The 16,023-nt window shown below is 68.9% G+C and carries 12 protein-coding genes; 10 read left to right on the top strand and 2 right to left on the bottom strand.

Annotated elements, in window-relative coordinates; all coding sequences use genetic code 11:
• Window positions 1-8 precede the first annotated feature (8 nt).
• Window positions 9-932 (bottom strand): hypothetical protein, encoded by a 924-nt coding sequence (locus RAC69_RS04705; RefSeq protein WP_375085482.1) that lies wholly within the window; start codon window positions 930-932, stop codon window positions 9-11.
• A gap of 84 nt (window positions 933-1,016) precedes the next feature.
• On the opposite strand from RAC69_RS04705, the gene RAC69_RS04700 reads away from it, so the two are divergent.
• From RAC69_RS04700 to RAC69_RS04680, 5 genes are all read left to right on the top strand, one after another.
• A complete protein-coding gene (locus RAC69_RS04700; RefSeq protein WP_375085480.1) occupies window positions 1,017-2,171 on the top strand; it encodes a DUF4185 domain-containing protein in 1,155 nt (384 codons plus the stop codon).
• A 148-nt stretch (window positions 2,172-2,319) separates the two neighbouring features.
• Window positions 2,320-3,684 (top strand): ABC transporter substrate-binding protein, encoded by a 1,365-nt coding sequence (locus tag RAC69_RS04695; protein WP_375085478.1) that lies wholly within the window; start codon window positions 2,320-2,322, stop codon window positions 3,682-3,684.
• 113 nt (window positions 3,685-3,797) lie between these two features.
• Window positions 3,798-4,691, top strand: coding sequence for a carbohydrate ABC transporter permease (locus RAC69_RS04690; protein ID WP_375085477.1), 894 nt, complete (start codon window positions 3,798-3,800; stop codon window positions 4,689-4,691).
• Window positions 4,691-5,596, top strand: coding sequence for a carbohydrate ABC transporter permease (locus RAC69_RS04685; RefSeq protein ID WP_375085475.1), 906 nt, complete (start codon window positions 4,691-4,693; stop codon window positions 5,594-5,596). The genes RAC69_RS04690 and RAC69_RS04685 overlap by 1 nt, the downstream gene beginning before the upstream one ends.
• Before the next feature lie 44 nt (window positions 5,597-5,640).
• Window positions 5,641-6,753: a DUF4185 domain-containing protein gene (locus RAC69_RS04680; RefSeq protein ID WP_375085473.1), complete on the top strand. Its 1,113-nt coding sequence runs from the start codon at window positions 5,641-5,643 to the stop codon at window positions 6,751-6,753.
• A 58-nt stretch (window positions 6,754-6,811) separates the two neighbouring features.
• Here the strand turns inward: RAC69_RS04680 and RAC69_RS04675 are convergent, their stop codons facing one another.
• Window positions 6,812-7,945, bottom strand: coding sequence for a glycoside hydrolase family 172 protein (locus RAC69_RS04675; protein ID WP_375085471.1), 1,134 nt, complete (start codon window positions 7,943-7,945; stop codon window positions 6,812-6,814).
• A 104-nt stretch (window positions 7,946-8,049) separates the two neighbouring features.
• Here RAC69_RS04675 and RAC69_RS04670 point away from each other — a divergent pair, with 104 nt between their 5' ends.
• From RAC69_RS04670 to RAC69_RS04650, 5 genes are all read left to right on the top strand, one after another.
• Window positions 8,050-9,036 (top strand): LacI family DNA-binding transcriptional regulator, encoded by a 987-nt coding sequence (locus tag RAC69_RS04670; RefSeq protein ID WP_375085469.1) that lies wholly within the window; start codon window positions 8,050-8,052, stop codon window positions 9,034-9,036.
• 144 nt (window positions 9,037-9,180) lie between these two features.
• Window positions 9,181-10,671 (top strand): FGGY-family carbohydrate kinase, encoded by a 1,491-nt coding sequence (locus tag RAC69_RS04665; protein WP_375085467.1) that lies wholly within the window; start codon window positions 9,181-9,183, stop codon window positions 10,669-10,671.
• On the top strand, window positions 10,668-13,283 hold the full coding sequence (locus RAC69_RS04660; protein WP_375085466.1) for a GH116 family glycosyl-hydrolase: 2,616 nt from the start codon (window positions 10,668-10,670) through the stop codon (window positions 13,281-13,283). The genes RAC69_RS04665 and RAC69_RS04660 overlap by 4 nt, the downstream gene beginning before the upstream one ends.
• Window positions 13,280-14,914: a fucose isomerase gene (locus RAC69_RS04655; RefSeq protein WP_375085464.1), complete on the top strand. Its 1,635-nt coding sequence runs from the start codon at window positions 13,280-13,282 to the stop codon at window positions 14,912-14,914. The genes RAC69_RS04660 and RAC69_RS04655 overlap by 4 nt, the downstream gene beginning before the upstream one ends.
• A 169-nt stretch (window positions 14,915-15,083) precedes the next feature.
• Entirely contained in the window at window positions 15,084-16,010 is a 927-nt protein-coding gene (locus RAC69_RS04650) for an endo-beta-N-acetylglucosaminidase H (protein WP_375085463.1), read from the top strand.
• The last annotated feature ends 13 nt before the right edge of the window (window positions 16,011-16,023 follow it).

The following is a 16,023-nucleotide window of genomic DNA, read 5'->3' as shown; positions in this document are numbered from 1 at the left end:
CACTCCGCTCACACCGGTTCGACCGAGAACCGGAACGCCGCCCCCTGGCGGAACGGCTCGACGATCTCGACGTTCTCGAACGCCGGACCGCCGGGGATCGGCGAGGTGCTGGCCCAGTACGCCCAGCGGGCATTCACTCGCGCTTCGAGCTCGGGATGCGGATCGTCGACCCGCCACCGCTGCACCGAACGCCGGCCGAGGAACCTCCAATGGTCGGCGGTGTCGGGCGCGTACTCGACCGACCACGGATCCTCCTCGTCCCCGACGGCTTCGACGATCGCTGCCCCGTCGTCGCGAACGAGCTCCGCGAGGCGGAAGCGCCCGTGCTCCGTGAAGGCAGTGCCGGTGAATCCCGGCCACAGGTCCGCCGGGGTGACGATGCGGTCCGCGAGTCGCAGCATCCGCAGTCTCGCCCAATTGCCCATGGTGGCCGTCAGCACGAGATGGGCGAGCGGCACCGAGCCCTCGTTCGCGAACCCCGCGACCTCGACCTCGTGCGGGCGATCGGCGGCGAAGCGCACGCGCACACGCACGTCTGCCCCCTCGTCGAAGCGCTCGACCCCGATCCACACCGTCAGGGTCTCGACACCGTCGATCTCGGCGATGACCCCGCGGGCGGGCCCCGCCGACGCGGCGGGGTTCGCTGCGGCCTCCGGGTCGTCGGCCGCCCACATGCGCTTGCCGCGCTCGCCGGGGTCGAGCGTGCTCGGCTCCAGCTCCGAGAACCCGCGCTCCGCCCGCCCCTGCGGGATCGGTTCGACGGCGATGAAGTTCACGAGTCGTTCGGGCGGGTGGTCGAGGTACGGCGTGTAGACGCGCAGGAGACCTCGCGGGCCGGGCAGGGGAGGGATGCCGATCCGGATGCCGTCGCGGTGGCCCCACCGCGGCTCACCGTCGGCGCGCAGCCAGGGTCCTTCGCTCGACGCGGACATGCCTGAGACCCTAGTGCTCTGAAATCGATTTCGCTAGGTTCGATGCCAGGCGCGGTGCTCCCGCACCGCCGATCGAGGAGGATCATGCGCCGTGCGTCCGCATTGCATCGCCGCCTGGCCGCGGCATCCGTCGTTCTGGCTTTGGCGCTCTCCGGCTGCGCCGCAGGAGCCGGGGGATCCGTCGTGAGCGTGGATCCGAACCCCGACAAGCCGTTCGTGCTCGAGGGTGTCTCGAACCTCACCGAGATCGCTCGCTTGACCGGACCCGGCGCGATGAACGACACGGCGTCGGTGTCGGTGGCCGGCACCGATCTCGGTTCGATGACGAACGTCGGCGACCGCACCTTCTTCTTCTTCGGCGACACGTTCGGCGAGCGCGACCCGGAGTCGATCGGCGGGCAGGGTGGGTTCTGGCGGTCGAACGTCGCGGCGTGGACGGAGGACGACGACCCGACCGACGGCATCGACTTCGACGGGTGGGTGACCGACGACATCGGCCTGGCGGAGGCCCTCATCGAGGGCGATCACGATGCCAACGGCGCGGAGGGAGAGGTCACGAAGATCCCCACCTACGGCTTCGCGATCGGCGACACCATGTACGTGTCGTACATGTCGGTGCGCTTCTGGGGAGAGCCCGGGGCCTGGGATGCCAATCGATCGGCGCTGATCGTCTCGCGCGACGGCGGCCGGACCTGGGACCCCGTCGAGGGCATCGAATGGCCGGGGGACTCCAACTTCGTCCAGGTCGCGACCGCCGAGGTGAACGAGGGCGGCGAGCATTGGATCTACTTCTGGTCGATCCCGTCCGGACGCTTCGGCAGCGTGCAGCTCATGCGTGTCCGAGCGACAGAGGAGGCCGTCGAGGACCAGTCGGCGTACTCGTACTTCGCCGGGGTCGACGGCGGTGCGCCGACCTGGAGCGACGACATGGCCGACGCCCAGACCGTGGTCGACGGCACGATCGGTGAGCTCTCGGTGATGTGGTCGACGTACCTCGATCGATGGGTCATGACCTACTCCGACGCGGGGGACGCGTACATCCGAGAGGGCATCACGCCGTGGGGGCCGTGGGGCGATCCGCTCGAGCTCGTGCCGGGCAGCGAGTACGAGGGTCTCTACTCGCCGTACCTGAATCCGCGGTACGTGACGGAGGACGGCAGGCGCATCCACTTCACGCTGTCGCTGTGGGGGCCGTACAACGTGTTCTGGTTCTCTGCCGATCTCGAGCGGGCGAACTGAGATCTCGGATCCCTTGCTTATGAAATCGATTTCGCCTACTCTGGCGCATACCCGGTCGCCGAGGACCGTCGGCGGGGCCGGTGGGTTTCGGCGACAGCCGAGCACACAGCAGCGACTCGACGAGGAGTCCGTTCCTGAGGAGGAACCCATGAGAATCACCCCACGCACCCGCAGGGCGACGTTCGCCGCTCTCGGGGCTCTCACCATCGGCGCGATGATCGCGGGCTGCGGATCCGGCACGCCAGGAGAATCCGCCGACTCCGGCGGCGAGGACGGCGTCACCACGATCCAGTTCTGGCACCGCAACTTCACGCCGGTCGAGAACGAGTGGTACGAGGACATCATCAAGAAGTTCAACGACTCGCAGGACGAGATCAAGGTCGTCGGCACGCAGGTGCCCGGCGACGCGTGGGACCAGAAGATGAAGGCCGCGCAGGCCGCGGGCAAGGCGCCTGACATCTACACCCACCCCGGCAGCATCCAGGATGCGGTGAACGCGGGGCAGCTGCACGAACTGGACGGGATCGTGCCGGACGACGCCCTCGCTGAGATCTCGGATGCCGCGAAGCCCGTGTCCGAGATCGACGGCACCTATTACGCCTATCCGCTGCTGCTCGAGCCGCAGGCCGTGCTGTTCTGGAACAAGGACATGCTGGACGCGGCGGGCGTCGACTCGGAGCAGGGGCCGACCACATGGGACGAGCTCATGGACGCGTGCGCCAAGATCCAGCCCACGCTCGCCGACGGGCAGTACTGCATCTCGCCGGCGCAGGACGCGGCGACGTTCGCGTGGTCGACCGTCGGACAGCAGTACAACTTCGCCGGGCACACCGCGCTGAACTCCGACTGGACCGCCGCCGACATCGACGACGCCGGGTACCGCGACATGATGACGCAGTACAAGACGCTGTGGGACGAGGGGTACATGCCCAAGCAGCCCCTCGCGGACTACGGCGGGGGCAAGGACTTCGGCGAGGAGAAGGTCGCGTTCAAGGTCTCCGGATCGTGGATGCTGTCGGAGATCGGCTCCGACTACGCCGACGTGCTCGGCAAGACCGGGATCGGCCCGATGGTGAACTCCGCGGAGGCCGACGGCCGCACCGCGACCACGCTCGGCAACTTCAAGTGGGTCGTCGACGCGAAGACCAAGAACGCCGAGGCCGCGGGGGAGTTCCTCTCCTGGGCCATCGCGGGCGACCCCGAGAACCTCGTGCCGTTCTTCGTCGACACGCAGTTCACCAAGGCGCCGGTGCGGCAGTCGGTGCAGGATGCCGTGGCGGCCGACCCGAAGGCGGCCGACGCCCCCTGGTCGTCGATCATCACCGAGGAGATCGCCCCGAACGCGATCCCCGAGCCCACCTACCCGTGGGACGTCTCCCTCGCGGTCGGCACCGCCTTCGAGTCGGTCATGAAGGGGTCCGCGTCGCCGGATGCCGCGATCGACACCGCGAACAAGGCCATCCAGACGGTCATCGACCGCGAGGGTCTCGCCGACAAGGCACCGAGCCAGTAGCACTCCACGCGGGGGTCGGCGCCGCGCGCCGGCCCCCGCCTACGGGTCACGTCAGCACGAGGGAACGGGTGGAGCGAACGATGGTCAGTGCAGTCTCGACGGAGCGGCGGGCGGTGAGAAGCCGCACGGACGCCCGACGCTACCGCGACACGAAGGTCGCGTACCTCTTCCTGCTCCCGGTGGTCGGCCTGCTCGGGATCTTCGTGATCTGGCCGGCGATCTACGCGGGGTTCCTGTCGTTCCAGAACTGGAGCTTCTACAAGGACCCCGAGTTCGTCGGCTTCCGCAACTTCACCGCCGTCCTCAGCGACCCGCTGTTCTGGGCGTCCGTGGGCCGCGGCTTCGCCTTCGTCGCGATGACGGTGCCGCCCATGCTCGTGCTCGCCTTCTTCTTCGCGAGCCTGGTGGTGAGCGTGTCGCGGCGCTTCGCCGACATCCTCAAGGTCAGCATCTACATCCCCACGATCATCTCGTCGGTCATCACGTCGATCATCTTCGTGCTGATGTACGACTACTCGGGCGGACTGCTCAACTGGTTCCTCGGCATCTTCGGCGTCGACCCGATCGCCTGGATCGGCGACCCGGCGTGGGCGCTGCTCGCGATCGCGATCCCCGCGATCTGGCTGGGTATGGGACTCACGTCGCTCATCATGGTCGCCGCGATGGTCGACATCCCCACCGAGTTCTACGAGGCGGCGGCGATGGAGGGCGCCAACTGGTGGCAGAAGACCGCCTTCATCACGCTGCCCCAGATGAAGAACATCATCCTGTACCTGCTGATCACCGGATTCGTCGCGGCCATCCAGCAGTTCGAGCTGCCGCTCGTGATGACAGGCGGCGGGCCGCTGGACTCGACGACCCTGCCGAACCTGTTCATCTTCAACCACTTCCGCAACGACATCAACGTCGGGTACTCGATCGCCGCCGCGCTCGTCATGTTCGTCGTGCTCGGCACGGTCTCGGCGATCGTCTTCAAGTTCGTCAACTCCGAGAGGCTGGTGGACTGATGGTCACCATCGCGCCGCAGGACACCACGCGCGGGATCGTGCTCGCAGGGACCGAGCCGTCCCGGCGCGCCCGCCTGCCGAGGACCCCCGGGTCGTGGGCGACGGTCATCGCGAAGCTGCTCGCGGGAGCGGTGTTCCTCGTGGCGGCGCTGTTCCCGCTCGCCTGGATGATCATCGCCGGATTCAAGTCGAAGACCGAGGTCATCCAGACCCCGTTCCAGTTCTTCCCCGAGGTGTGGCGCTGGGAGAACTACGCGCAGATCCTCGCCGACCCCACCTTCACCCGCACGATGCTGTGGACGTTCGGCGGCGCGGTGCTCTTCACGCTGCTGAGCCTGACCGTCAACTCGCTCGCCGCCTACGCGTTCGCTCGCCTCGACTTCCGGTTCCAGCGCACGCTGTGGGTCATCGTCATCACGACCATGTTCATCCCGGGGATGACGATCCTGCTCACGAGCTTCATCGTCGTGACCCGGCTGTCGATGCTCGACACGCTCGCCGTGCTGGTGCTGCCTGGGGCTGCGAGCGCCGGCACGGTGTTCTTCATCCGCCAGTTCTACCTGAACATCCCCGCCAGCCTCGAGGAGGCCGCGATGCTCGACGGCTGCGGACGGTTCGCGATCTTCGTGCGCATCTTCCTGCCGCTGTCGAAGCCGCCGTTCGTGGTCATGGGCATCACGTCGTTCCTCGCGTACTGGAACTCCTACGTGTGGCCGATCCTCACCATCACCACGCCCGAGCGCTTCGTCGTGCAGCAGTTCCTCGCGACGTTCCGGTCCGAGCGCACGAGCGAGCTCGGGCTGCTCATGGCCGGCTCGGTGCTGGCCGCGGCGCCCGTCATGATCCTGTTCCTCATCTTCCAGCGCCAGATCATAGGAAACATCAAGATGGCCGGTCTGAAGTAGGGCCGGCCGACGCAGAGCGACACCCACACGGAAAGAGGTCGACGATGACCGAGCAGCACACATCCCCGCTCATCTCCCGCCGAGGCATCCTGCAGGGCGCGCTCGCGCTCGGCGCCGGGATGCTGGCGGCACCCGCGGTCGGAATCGGCGCCGCCGCTCCGGCATCCGCCGCCGGCCCGCTCACCGTCACGAGACTGAAGGTGCTCGCCGGGACGCAGAGTCCCGTGCAGTACGGGATCGGGGCGACCGATCTCGGCATCCCGGCTCGCACGCCGGACGGACGCCTGCTGTTCGTCTTCGGCGACACGTGGGCCGATCATGTCGGAGGCGCGAACTGGCGCTCGCCTGTCGGTCTCTACTCGTCGACCACGAACCTCGCCGCCGGGGTCGTCTTCACCGGCTCGGCCGGAGCGGGCGCCAACACGCAGGGTGTGGCGCCGCAGTTCTGGTACTACCCGCACGACGCGTACTTCACGACCGTCATCCCGTCGGACGTCATCACGATCGGCTCGCGCATGTATCTGCACGCGATCGTGAACGGCCCGCAGTTCGGGGCGGTGCGATGGACCGAGCTGTGGAAGTCCGACGACGACGGCGCCACCTGGCAGCACACCGGGCTGCAGTTCCCGGCGGATATGGCGGGCGGCAAGTTCCAGTGCATCACGTGGGGCCTCGGCAACGACGGATACGTGTACATCTACGGCACCGGGTTCCAGCGCGACAAGGGCATCGTGCTCTACCGTGTGCCGTCGAACGACATGACCACCCTGTCGGCCTACCAGCCGTGGGGCTTCGCGAACGGCTCGTGGGGCTGGGGCAAGCCCGTGACCGAGATCCTGCCCGGTGGCTTCGGGGAGATGTGCCTGCGGCCGCTCGGCGGCAAGTGGATCCTCACCTGGTTCAACGCGGCCGCGTACCGGATCGACGCGATGGTGCTGAACACCCCGACCGACAATCTCCACACCGCCGCGAAGACCACCCTGCTGACCGGTACGGAGTGGGGGCAGGAGGACTCCTCCCACGTCGCGCAGCTCTACGGCGGGTACATCATCCCCGGGTCGACGCTGTCGGACCTGCATCTCAGCGTCAGCCAGTGGAACACCGGCAACAACAGCGTCTACCACTCCGAGCAGTTCCGCGTGCAGGGGCTCGTCTAGGCGGGTGGCGTGTGCGCGATCGGATGCCGCGGCTGACCCGCCGCAGCATCCGATCGTCTCAGTCCTGCGGGGCGCGCGGGGGAGTGGCGCCGAGGTCGGGCACCGGGGCGGTCCCTAGGTGCACCTCCAGGTCATCGGCCGAGGGCGTCCTGGGCCTGCGCGCCGTGGGGCGGTCGAGGTAGAACATCGCCGTCGAGGCGATGTCGTCGCGCAGCGGCAGGTAGCGCCATCCGCTGCGCCAGCCGAGCGCCTGGATGTCGACCTTCGGGATGCCGGTGGCGAAGTGGATCGGGTCGAGCAGGTGCCACCGGTACATGCCGAAGCGCTGCTGGCTGACGTAGAGACCGTCGGGGCGGATGATCTGCGGCATCCCGAGGTACGGCGTCGAGAACGCGGTGTACCCCTGGCCGGGGATGTCGAAGTTCCAGGCTCCGCCGAAGTAGTCCTCGGTGCCGGTGCCCGCGATCGTCGGGTAGTCGGTGTCGTCGTCGAGGTAGAACTTGATCTCTCCCTCGCCCCACCAGCCGTTCGAGTTCACGCCCCACGCGATGTATGTGCCGACGTACTGGCCCTTCCCCTCGATGCCCTCGAGGATCACGTGCGGGGTCAGCTCCTCCAGCGGGTTCGACCGGCGCCACTGCGCATGGAAGTACGCGTCGTGGGAGTGGTCGCCGCCGATCTCGTACGTGACCTGGAAATAGATGCGCACGTCGACGACGGAGGTGTTCTCGATCGTGAGGCGGGCGCCGTCGCGGAACGGCATCGGCCAGTACGAGTTGAATCCGCCGTGCGGGTTCGCGGCGATGGTCTGCGAGTTCACTTGCGCGAAGACGCCCCAGCCGTTGCAGAAGAAGTCGCCGTACGGCACCTCGACCGCCGGTTCGTCCGAGCCGTCCCAGTAGGCACGCAGCAACAGGGTGCGCCAGTTGTCGGTGTGGGTCGTGATCCAGATGTGGGTGATCTTTCCCGCGCCCTCGATGTTCGCGAGGTCGAAGGTCTCGCCGGCCTTGACGTCGACGCTCGGGGAGATCTTCCAGCCGGGGCCGAGGTCGCGGGCGCACGATGCCCCCGTGCCCTCGGTCGCCCGGCCTCCGCCCCCAGCGGATCCGTCGAAGTTCTCGGGGCTGATCGATCGCGTCTGCACGGATCGCAACGCTGCGATGCTCGCGAGGTCAGAGGGTGCATGAGTCATGGCGGCCAATGTAATCGATTTCAGGATGGAACACCAGAGATCCCGCGATCGCGCGCTACTGTTGCTGGAGATCCGGCTCGGCCGGGCGCAGCAATGAGGTTCGAATGGCCACCATCTACGACGTCGCGGAACTCGCCGGAGTGTCTCCCGCCACGGTCTCGCGCGTCTTCAACGGCACGAGCGTGTCGGAGGACAAGGTGGCCGCGGTGCGCGACGCCGCGGCGAAACTGAGTTTCACCCCCAACCGGATGGCCCGGTCCCTGCGTCGGCAGAGCTCCGAGGTGATCGCCCTCGTGATCCCCGACATCGAGAACCCGTACTTCACCGAGATGGCCCGCGGCGTCGAGGACGTCGCGTCCGAGGCCGGCTATTCGGTCGTGCTCTGCAACTCCGACTCCCAGGTCGAGAAGGAGGCGACGTATCTGCGGATCGCGATCGCCGAGCACATGTCGGGCGTCATCATCGCGACCGCCGACGAGAGCACCAAGCTCGACACGATCCTCGCCACGGGGCGACCGGTCGTCGCGGTCGACCGCAGCACGGCCTACGACATCGACGGAGTCGTCATGGCGAACAGGGCGGCAGGGACGTCGGCCGCGAAAGACCTGTTGGATGCCGGATACCGCCGCATCGCGTACATCGGCGGCCCCGAGCACATCGACACCGCCGCCGAGCGCGCGGCAGGCTGGCGGACGGCGCTGACCAGGGCGCAGCCCGACCTCGACGTCGACGAGCTGGCGCGCTTCGCATCGTTCCGCGTGGAGGGCGGCCGGGAGGCGATGGAGGAGCTGCTCGCGCTGCCCGAACCACCGGACGCCGTCGTCGCCGGCAACAACCTCATCGGCGTCGGCGCGATCCAGGTGCTGACGGAGCGCGGCCTCACCCCGCCGCGCGTGGGCGTCGCGGTGATCGGCTCGCTGCCATTCACGACGCTCTCTCCCAGCGCGGTGACCGTCGTGCGGCTCCCTGCGCGACACATGGGTGTGACGGCGGCACGGATGCTGCTCGAGCGCATCGGCGGTGACACGCAGCCCTCGCGCACCGTCGTGCTGCGCAACGAGATCCAGCCCGCCAGGGCCGTTCGCGCCTGAGTCCGGCGCGCGGTTCGCCTCTCCGAGTGGCGGCCGGATCAGCGGCTCGTAAACATCCGATCATCTGGTTGCGGGATGAAATCGATTTCGCGTACAGTTGCGAGAGATTTCAGAATCGTCGGCCCGGGTTTCAAGGAGGACACCATGCGCTGCACCCTCGGGGTGGACATCGGCACATCCAGCAGCAAGGGCGTGCTGGTGGATGCCGACGGCGCGATCGTCGCCACCGCGACCCGGTCGCACGACGTCTCCCGCCCGCGCACGGGGTGGGTCGAGATGGACGGCGACGTGTGGTGGGACGAGTTCGTCGACCTCGCCCGCGAACTCCTCGCTGCGGTGCCCGACGCCGAGGTCGCCGGCGTCGGCGTGAGCGGCATGGGCCCCTGCATCCTCCTCGCCGACGAGGACGATCGCCCCGTCCGACCGGCGATCCTCTACGGCGTCGACACCCGTTCCACCGCGCAGATCGAGCGGATGACGCGGGAACTGGGCGAGTCGGAGATCACGCGCATCGGCGGATCGACCCTGACCTCGCAGGCCGGAGGCCCCAAGCTCGTCTGGGTCGCCGACGAGGAGCCCGACGTGTGGCAGCGCGCGCGCCGGGTGTACATGCCGGCCTCGTGGCTCGCCCGACGTCTGACCGGCGCCTACGTGCTCGACCACCAGTCGGCGAGCCAGGTCTCGCCTCTCTACGACATCGAGCGCGAGGCGTGGCACGACGAGTGGTGGCAGCGCTACGCGTCGTCGATCGAGCAGCCGCCGCTGCTCTGGGCCGGCGATGTCGCCGGCGCCGTCTCCGCCGACGCGGCGCAGGCCACCGGCATCCTCGAGGGCACTCCCGTGATCGCCGGCACGATCGACGCGTGGACCGAGGCCGTCAGCGTCGGGGCGCACGAGATCGGCGACCTGATGCTCATGTACGGCACGACGATGTTCCTCGTCGCGACAGGCGAAGAGACGCTGCGCACCCCCTCCATGTGGACCACGGCCGGGGCCTTCGCCGGTACGAGGAACCTGGCGGGTGGGCTCTCGACGTCCGGCGCCCTCACCGCGTGGCTCACGGACCTCACGGGCGCCGACTACCCGCAGCTGCTCGCCGAGGCGACCACCTCCGGCGCCGGGGCCCGCGGGCTGCTCGTGCTCCCGTACTTCGCGGGGGAGCGCACGCCCATCCAGGATCCGGACGCCCGCGGCGTCATCGCCGGGCTCACCCTGGCCCACACCCGCGGCGACCTCTACCGCGCCGCGCTCGAGGCGACCGCCCTCGGTGTGCGGCACAACGTCGAGACGATGCGTGCAGCCGGCGCGGACATCCGCCGCATCGTCGCGGTCGGCGGCGGCACGCAGGGACGGCTCTGGCTGCAGATCGTCTCCGACGTCACCGGCCTCGTGCAGGAGGTGCCGGCGACGACGATCGGCGCGAGCTACGGCGCCGCCTTCTTCGCGGCGGTCGCCACGGCCGACGGCGAAGCGCCGAGCATCGCCGCGTGGAACCCCGTCACCGAGACCATCCGTCCCGACGACTCGCTGCGCGAGCTCTACGACGAGCTGTTCGACCGCTACACCCGCCTCTACCGCGAGACGGCGGACGTCGTTCACGAGCTCGCCGCCGACCAAAGGGGCGCGTCAGCATGACCCGCCGCGCCCGCGGCATCCCGCACACCTCGCAGGCGACCGCCTTCCCCCTCGGCGGCATCGGCACCGGGAACGTGTCGATCGGCGCTCGAGGCGAGCTGCGCGACTGGGAGCTCGAGAACCTCCCCGACAAGGGACGCCGCAACCCGCACTCGTTCTTCGCGATCCATGCGGCACCCCAGGGCGGGCGGTCGGTCACCCGTGTGCTCGAGGCGCGGCTGACGGGTCGACACGACGCCGACGCGGGGTACCCGTTCGACCAGCTCGCGGGCCTGCCGCGCCTCGACGGGGCGACGCTGCACGGCGAGTACCCGGTCGTCGACGTCGACTTCACCGACGCGACGCTCCCCGTCGACGTCTCGCTGCACGCGTTCACGCCGCTCGTCCCCCTCGACGCCGACGAGTCCGGCATCCCCGCCGCCGTGCTGCGTTATCGGGTCACGAATCCCGGCGAGACCGCGACGGCGGTGACGGTCGTCGGCAGCGTCTCGCACACGGCCGGACGCGGCACGCCGGGGCCCGACGCCCCGTGGGGGATGCGCGGCACGCAGCGGGTGCGCTGGCGCGAGGACGAGGGGGTGCGCGGCCTCGATTTCGACATCGACCTGGCCGAGGACGACCCCGGCTACGGCACCCTGAGCCTCACGACCGCCGACGAGTCGACGACGGTCAAGCCGCAGTGGGTGACGAGCTACTGGCCCGACGGCGCCCGGCTGTTCTGGGACGATCTCGCCGACGACGGCCTGCTGCAGCCCGAACCGCGTCTCACGCTCGAAGACCGGCCGCGTGGCCTGTTCGCCGAGCTGGACGAGACCGGGGCGGCGGACTCCTCCCAGGCAGCCCCGCTGACCGAGGAGCAGATGCTCGCGAAGCTGCCGCGGCTGCGCACCGGCTCGCTCGGCATCGCGCACACCCTCGCTCCGGGAGAGAGCCGCGACTTCGAGTTCGTGCTCGCGTGGAGCTTCCCGAACCGCCGCAGCGGCTGGCACGGGCACATCGTGTTCGCCGACCCGGCGGACGGCGTCATCCGCAACCACTACGCGACGCTCTGGCCCGACGCGTGGAGCGCCGCCGCGCACCTGCACACCGAACTGCCGACCCTGGAGCGGACGACGGATGCCTTCGTCGAGGCGCTCTACGGCGGCAGCCTCGACGCCGTGCTGGCCGACGCGGTCGGCGCGAACATCGCCGCGGCCCGGTCGACGACGTGCTTCGTCGTCGAGTCGCCGCATCCCGATCTCGGAGAGCAGCCGGTGTTCGCGGCGTGGGAGGGGTCCTTCGATCACGGCGGATCCTGCGAGGGCACCTGCACCCACGTATGGTCGTACGCGCAGACGGTGGCCTGGCTGTTCCCGTCGCTCGAGCGCAGCGCCCGCCGGGCCGAGTACCTGCTCGAGACCGATGACGCCGGCGCGCAGAAGTTCCGCGGCAACCGGGTGCTCGGCGGTCCGTCGTGGTTCATGGCCCCCGCGGTCGACGGCCAGCTCGGCACGCTGCTGCGCCTGCACCGCGAGTGGCGCTTCAGCGGTGATGACGACTTCCTGCGCGAAGTGTGGCCCGCAGCCGTTCGCACCCTCGACTATGCGGCGCGCGAGTGGGACCGCGACGGCGACGGTCTGCTCGACGGCGAGATGCACAACACCTACGACATCGAGTTCCACGGCACGGAGCCGCTCGCCAACGGCATCCACCTCGCCGCACTCCGCGCGGGGGCGCGCATGGCCGCGCATCTCGGCGATCTCGATCGCGCCGAGGAGTGGACGCGCCGCGCCGACCACGTGGCCGCCGCCATGGATGAGGTGCTGTGGAACGGCGAGTACTACCGCCAGGTGATCGACGACGTCGATGCGCACCGCTACCAGTACGGCGAGGGCGTGCTGTCGGACCAGCTGCTCGGACAGTTCCACGCGTTCGTCAACGGCCTCGGTCACATCCTCCCCGCCGCGCACATCGACTCGGCGCTCGCCGCGATCGTCGCCCACAACCTCCGCGACGACCTCTCGGCGCAGGAGAGCACGCAACGGGTGTACGCACTGAACGACGAAGGCGGACTGCTGCTCGCCTCCTGGCCCCGCGGCGGCCGGCCGACGATCCCGTTCGTGTACTCCGACGAGGTCTGGACCGGCATCGAGCACCAGGTCGCGGCATCGCTGCTGTACGCCGGGCGCTCCGACGACGCGCTGCGGATCGAACGGGCCGTCCGCGCGCGCTATGACGGCACCCACCGCAACCCGTGGAACGAGATCGAGTGCGGCAACCATTACGCGCGGTCACTCGCCTCGTGGGCGCTGCTGCTCGGCACGAGCGGCGCGCAGTGGGACGCCCCGACGCAGACGCTCTCCTTTGCGCCGGCGGGCGGGGGCTCCTTCACGGGACTCTTCACGACCGGCACGGGCTGGGGGCGCGTCGAGATCGACGACGCTTCCGTCACGCTCCACCTCGAGGGTGGACGCCTCGACATCGACGAACTCGTGCTGCGCGGCCGCGTCCTCGCCGGCCCGATCCGACTCGGGGAGGGAGAGACGCAGCGTGTCGATCTCGCGCCTCCGACCGAGAGCGGCACCACCCGTACGAACACCATCATCACCCGCACCACCCGAGAGGCACCATGACCACCTACACCCTGCCGGCACCGGCATCCCGCCCGGCATCTGCCCCGAAGACCGCGTACCTGATCGCCTCAGGGGACCTGCGCGAGTCGGCCAACACGGCCGGCTGGCCCACGCAGGTCGAGTTGGAGGCCGGGGTCACCGGCGTGCTGAACGACCTGGGCTGGACAGTGATCCGCGCGAACGACGTCGACCCCGAGACCGGTCACGGCTTCATCTCGAGTCAGCGCATGGGCCTCGAGGTGTTCAAGAACATCCCGGTCGACGCTCCGCTCATCGTCGCCGAGGCCGTATGGCAGTACTCTCACCACGTGCTCGCCGGACTCCGCACGCACGAGGGTCCGATCCTCACCGTCGCGAACTTCGCGGGCGACTGGCCAGGCCTGGTCGGTCTGCTCGGCCTGAACGCGGGCCTGACCAAGATGGACAAGCCGTACTCGTCGATCTGGTCTGTCGACTTCACCGACGACTGGTTCCGCGACGGCATCCGCGAATGGACCGAGACCGGCACCATCACGCACGACGCCTCGCACGTGCGCGCGCTGCCCGAGCTGCCCGACAGTCCGGAGAAGCAGCTGGGTGAGGCGCTCGCGGCGGAGCTTCTCGCGGAGAAGGCCATCATCGGCGTCTTCGACGAGGGCTGCATGGGCATGTACAACGCGATCTTCGACGACGAGCTGCTCAACAAGACGGGCATTTACAAGGAGCGTCTGTCGCAATCGGCGCTGTACGCCGAGATGCTCGAGGTCGCCGACTCCGAGGCCGATGCCGCCTACGACTGGCTCATCGAGCACGGCATGACGTTCCGGTACGGCGAGGACGCCGCGACCGAGCTCACCCGCGAGCAGGTGCAGTGGCAGCTCAAGATGTACATCGCCGCGCTGCGCATCGCCGACGATTTCGGGTTGGATGCCGTCGGCATTCAGTACCAGCAGGGGCTCAAGGATCTCGTGCCCGCCTCCGACCTCGCCGAGGGCATCCTCAACTCGACCGAGCGTCCGCCGGTCACCTCCCGTGACGGCTCGCGGGTGCTGCACGAGGGGCGCGCGTTCCCGCACTTCAACGAGGCCGACGAGGGTGTCGCGGTCGACGCGCTCGTGACCGACCGCGTGTGGCGCGCCATGGGGCTCGTACCGGACAACACGCTGCACGACGTCCGCTGGGGTGAGGACTACGACGGCCAGTTCGTCTGGGTCTACGAGATCTCGGGTTCGGTGCCCGCCTCCCACCTCGGCGGGTGGCAGAACGCCGAGGGATGGCGGCAGGGCCACGTGTTCTTCCCCGCGGGCGGCGCCACGATCAACGGCGTCTCGAAGCCCGGCGAGGTCGTGCTGTCGCGGGTCTTCATCGCCGACGGCATCCTGCAGGCCGACATCTTCCGCGCCTCTGTCGTCGAGCTGCCCGAGGAGGAGACGCAGCGCCGCAAGAACGACACGAACCCGGAGTGGCCGATCGCGCACGTCGTGCTGCACGGCATCTCACGCGATCAGTTCATGGCCCGCCACAAGGCCAACCACGCGCAGACCGTCTACGCCCCCGACGCCGAGACCGCCGACAAGGCGCTCATCGCGAAGGCCGCGATGTTCGCCGGCATGGGCATCAAGGTCAATCTCGTGGGTGACGTGAACATCTGAGCGGATTGCGACCGATCTGACCCCGGCGAGAGGGGCGGATGCTGCGGCATCCGCCCCTCTCATCGTGTGTGCGAACTCTTCCGGGTGCTTCACTTAAGCGATATAGTCATCGGCACGCCGCATCGACGCGGCGCGAGATCGACAACGACGCCGAAGGAGAAGCTCCACCATGAGTCAGCCGAACCCCCGTCATTCCCTGATCCGGCGATGCCTGGCGGCATCCGCTGCGCTCGCCATCGCCGCTGTCGGAGGCGTTGCCGCCTCGTCGGCCACGGCGGACGAGGCGCCCGACACCGACGCGAAGCTCGCCGTCTACGTCGAAGTGAACTCGAACGATTTAGCGAACGTCGCCGACTACCGGCTCGCCGATTCCGGTGCCCCGGCGGTCGACCTGGCGATGATCTTCGCCGCGAACATCAACTACGACGGCGAGAAGGCGTACCTGCACTTCAACGAGCGCGTCGCCGGGACGCTGCAGGATGCCGAGAACCAGATCCGTCCGCTGCAGGCCCAGGGCACCAAGGTCCTGCTGTCGGTGCTCGGCAATCACCAGGGCGCCGGCTTCGCGAACTTCTCGACCTACGCCGAGGCCGACGCGTTCGCCGCACAGCTCGCCGACGCCGTGACCACCTACGGACTCGACGGCATCGACTTCGACGACGAGTGGAGCCAGTACGGGGCGAATGGCACGCCTCAGCCCAACGCGCAGTCGTTCGGATGGGTGGCGTCGGCCCTGCGCGACCGCCTCGGTCCCGACAAGCTCATCACGCTGTACGCGATCGGACCGTCGTACACCACGACCGACTTCGGCGCCTTCGACGTGAGCGCCACTCTGGACTACGCCTGGAATCCGTACTACCCGACCTACGACGCCCCCACTGTTCCCGGGCTCGCCGACCGCTCGCGCATCGGCGCTGCGGCGATCGACCTCTCGAACACGAGCGCGGCGACCGCCGCGGACTTCGCTCAGCGCACGGCCGCCGACGGGTACGGCGTCTACGTCGCGTACAACCTCACCGCGACGAACCAGTCCTCGCTGATCTCGGGCATCACCGAGGCGATCAAGGGCGAGGCGACCGAGTACGCCCCGCAGTGAGAGCCCTGAACGG

Origin of the sequence: Microbacterium sp. LS_15 (assembly GCF_041954735.1) — a bacterium.
GTDB lineage: Bacteria > Actinomycetota > Actinomycetes > Actinomycetales > Microbacteriaceae > Microbacterium.
Note: the sequence above shows the minus strand (reverse complement) of the source record. Positions and strands in the feature narration are given on the sequence as shown.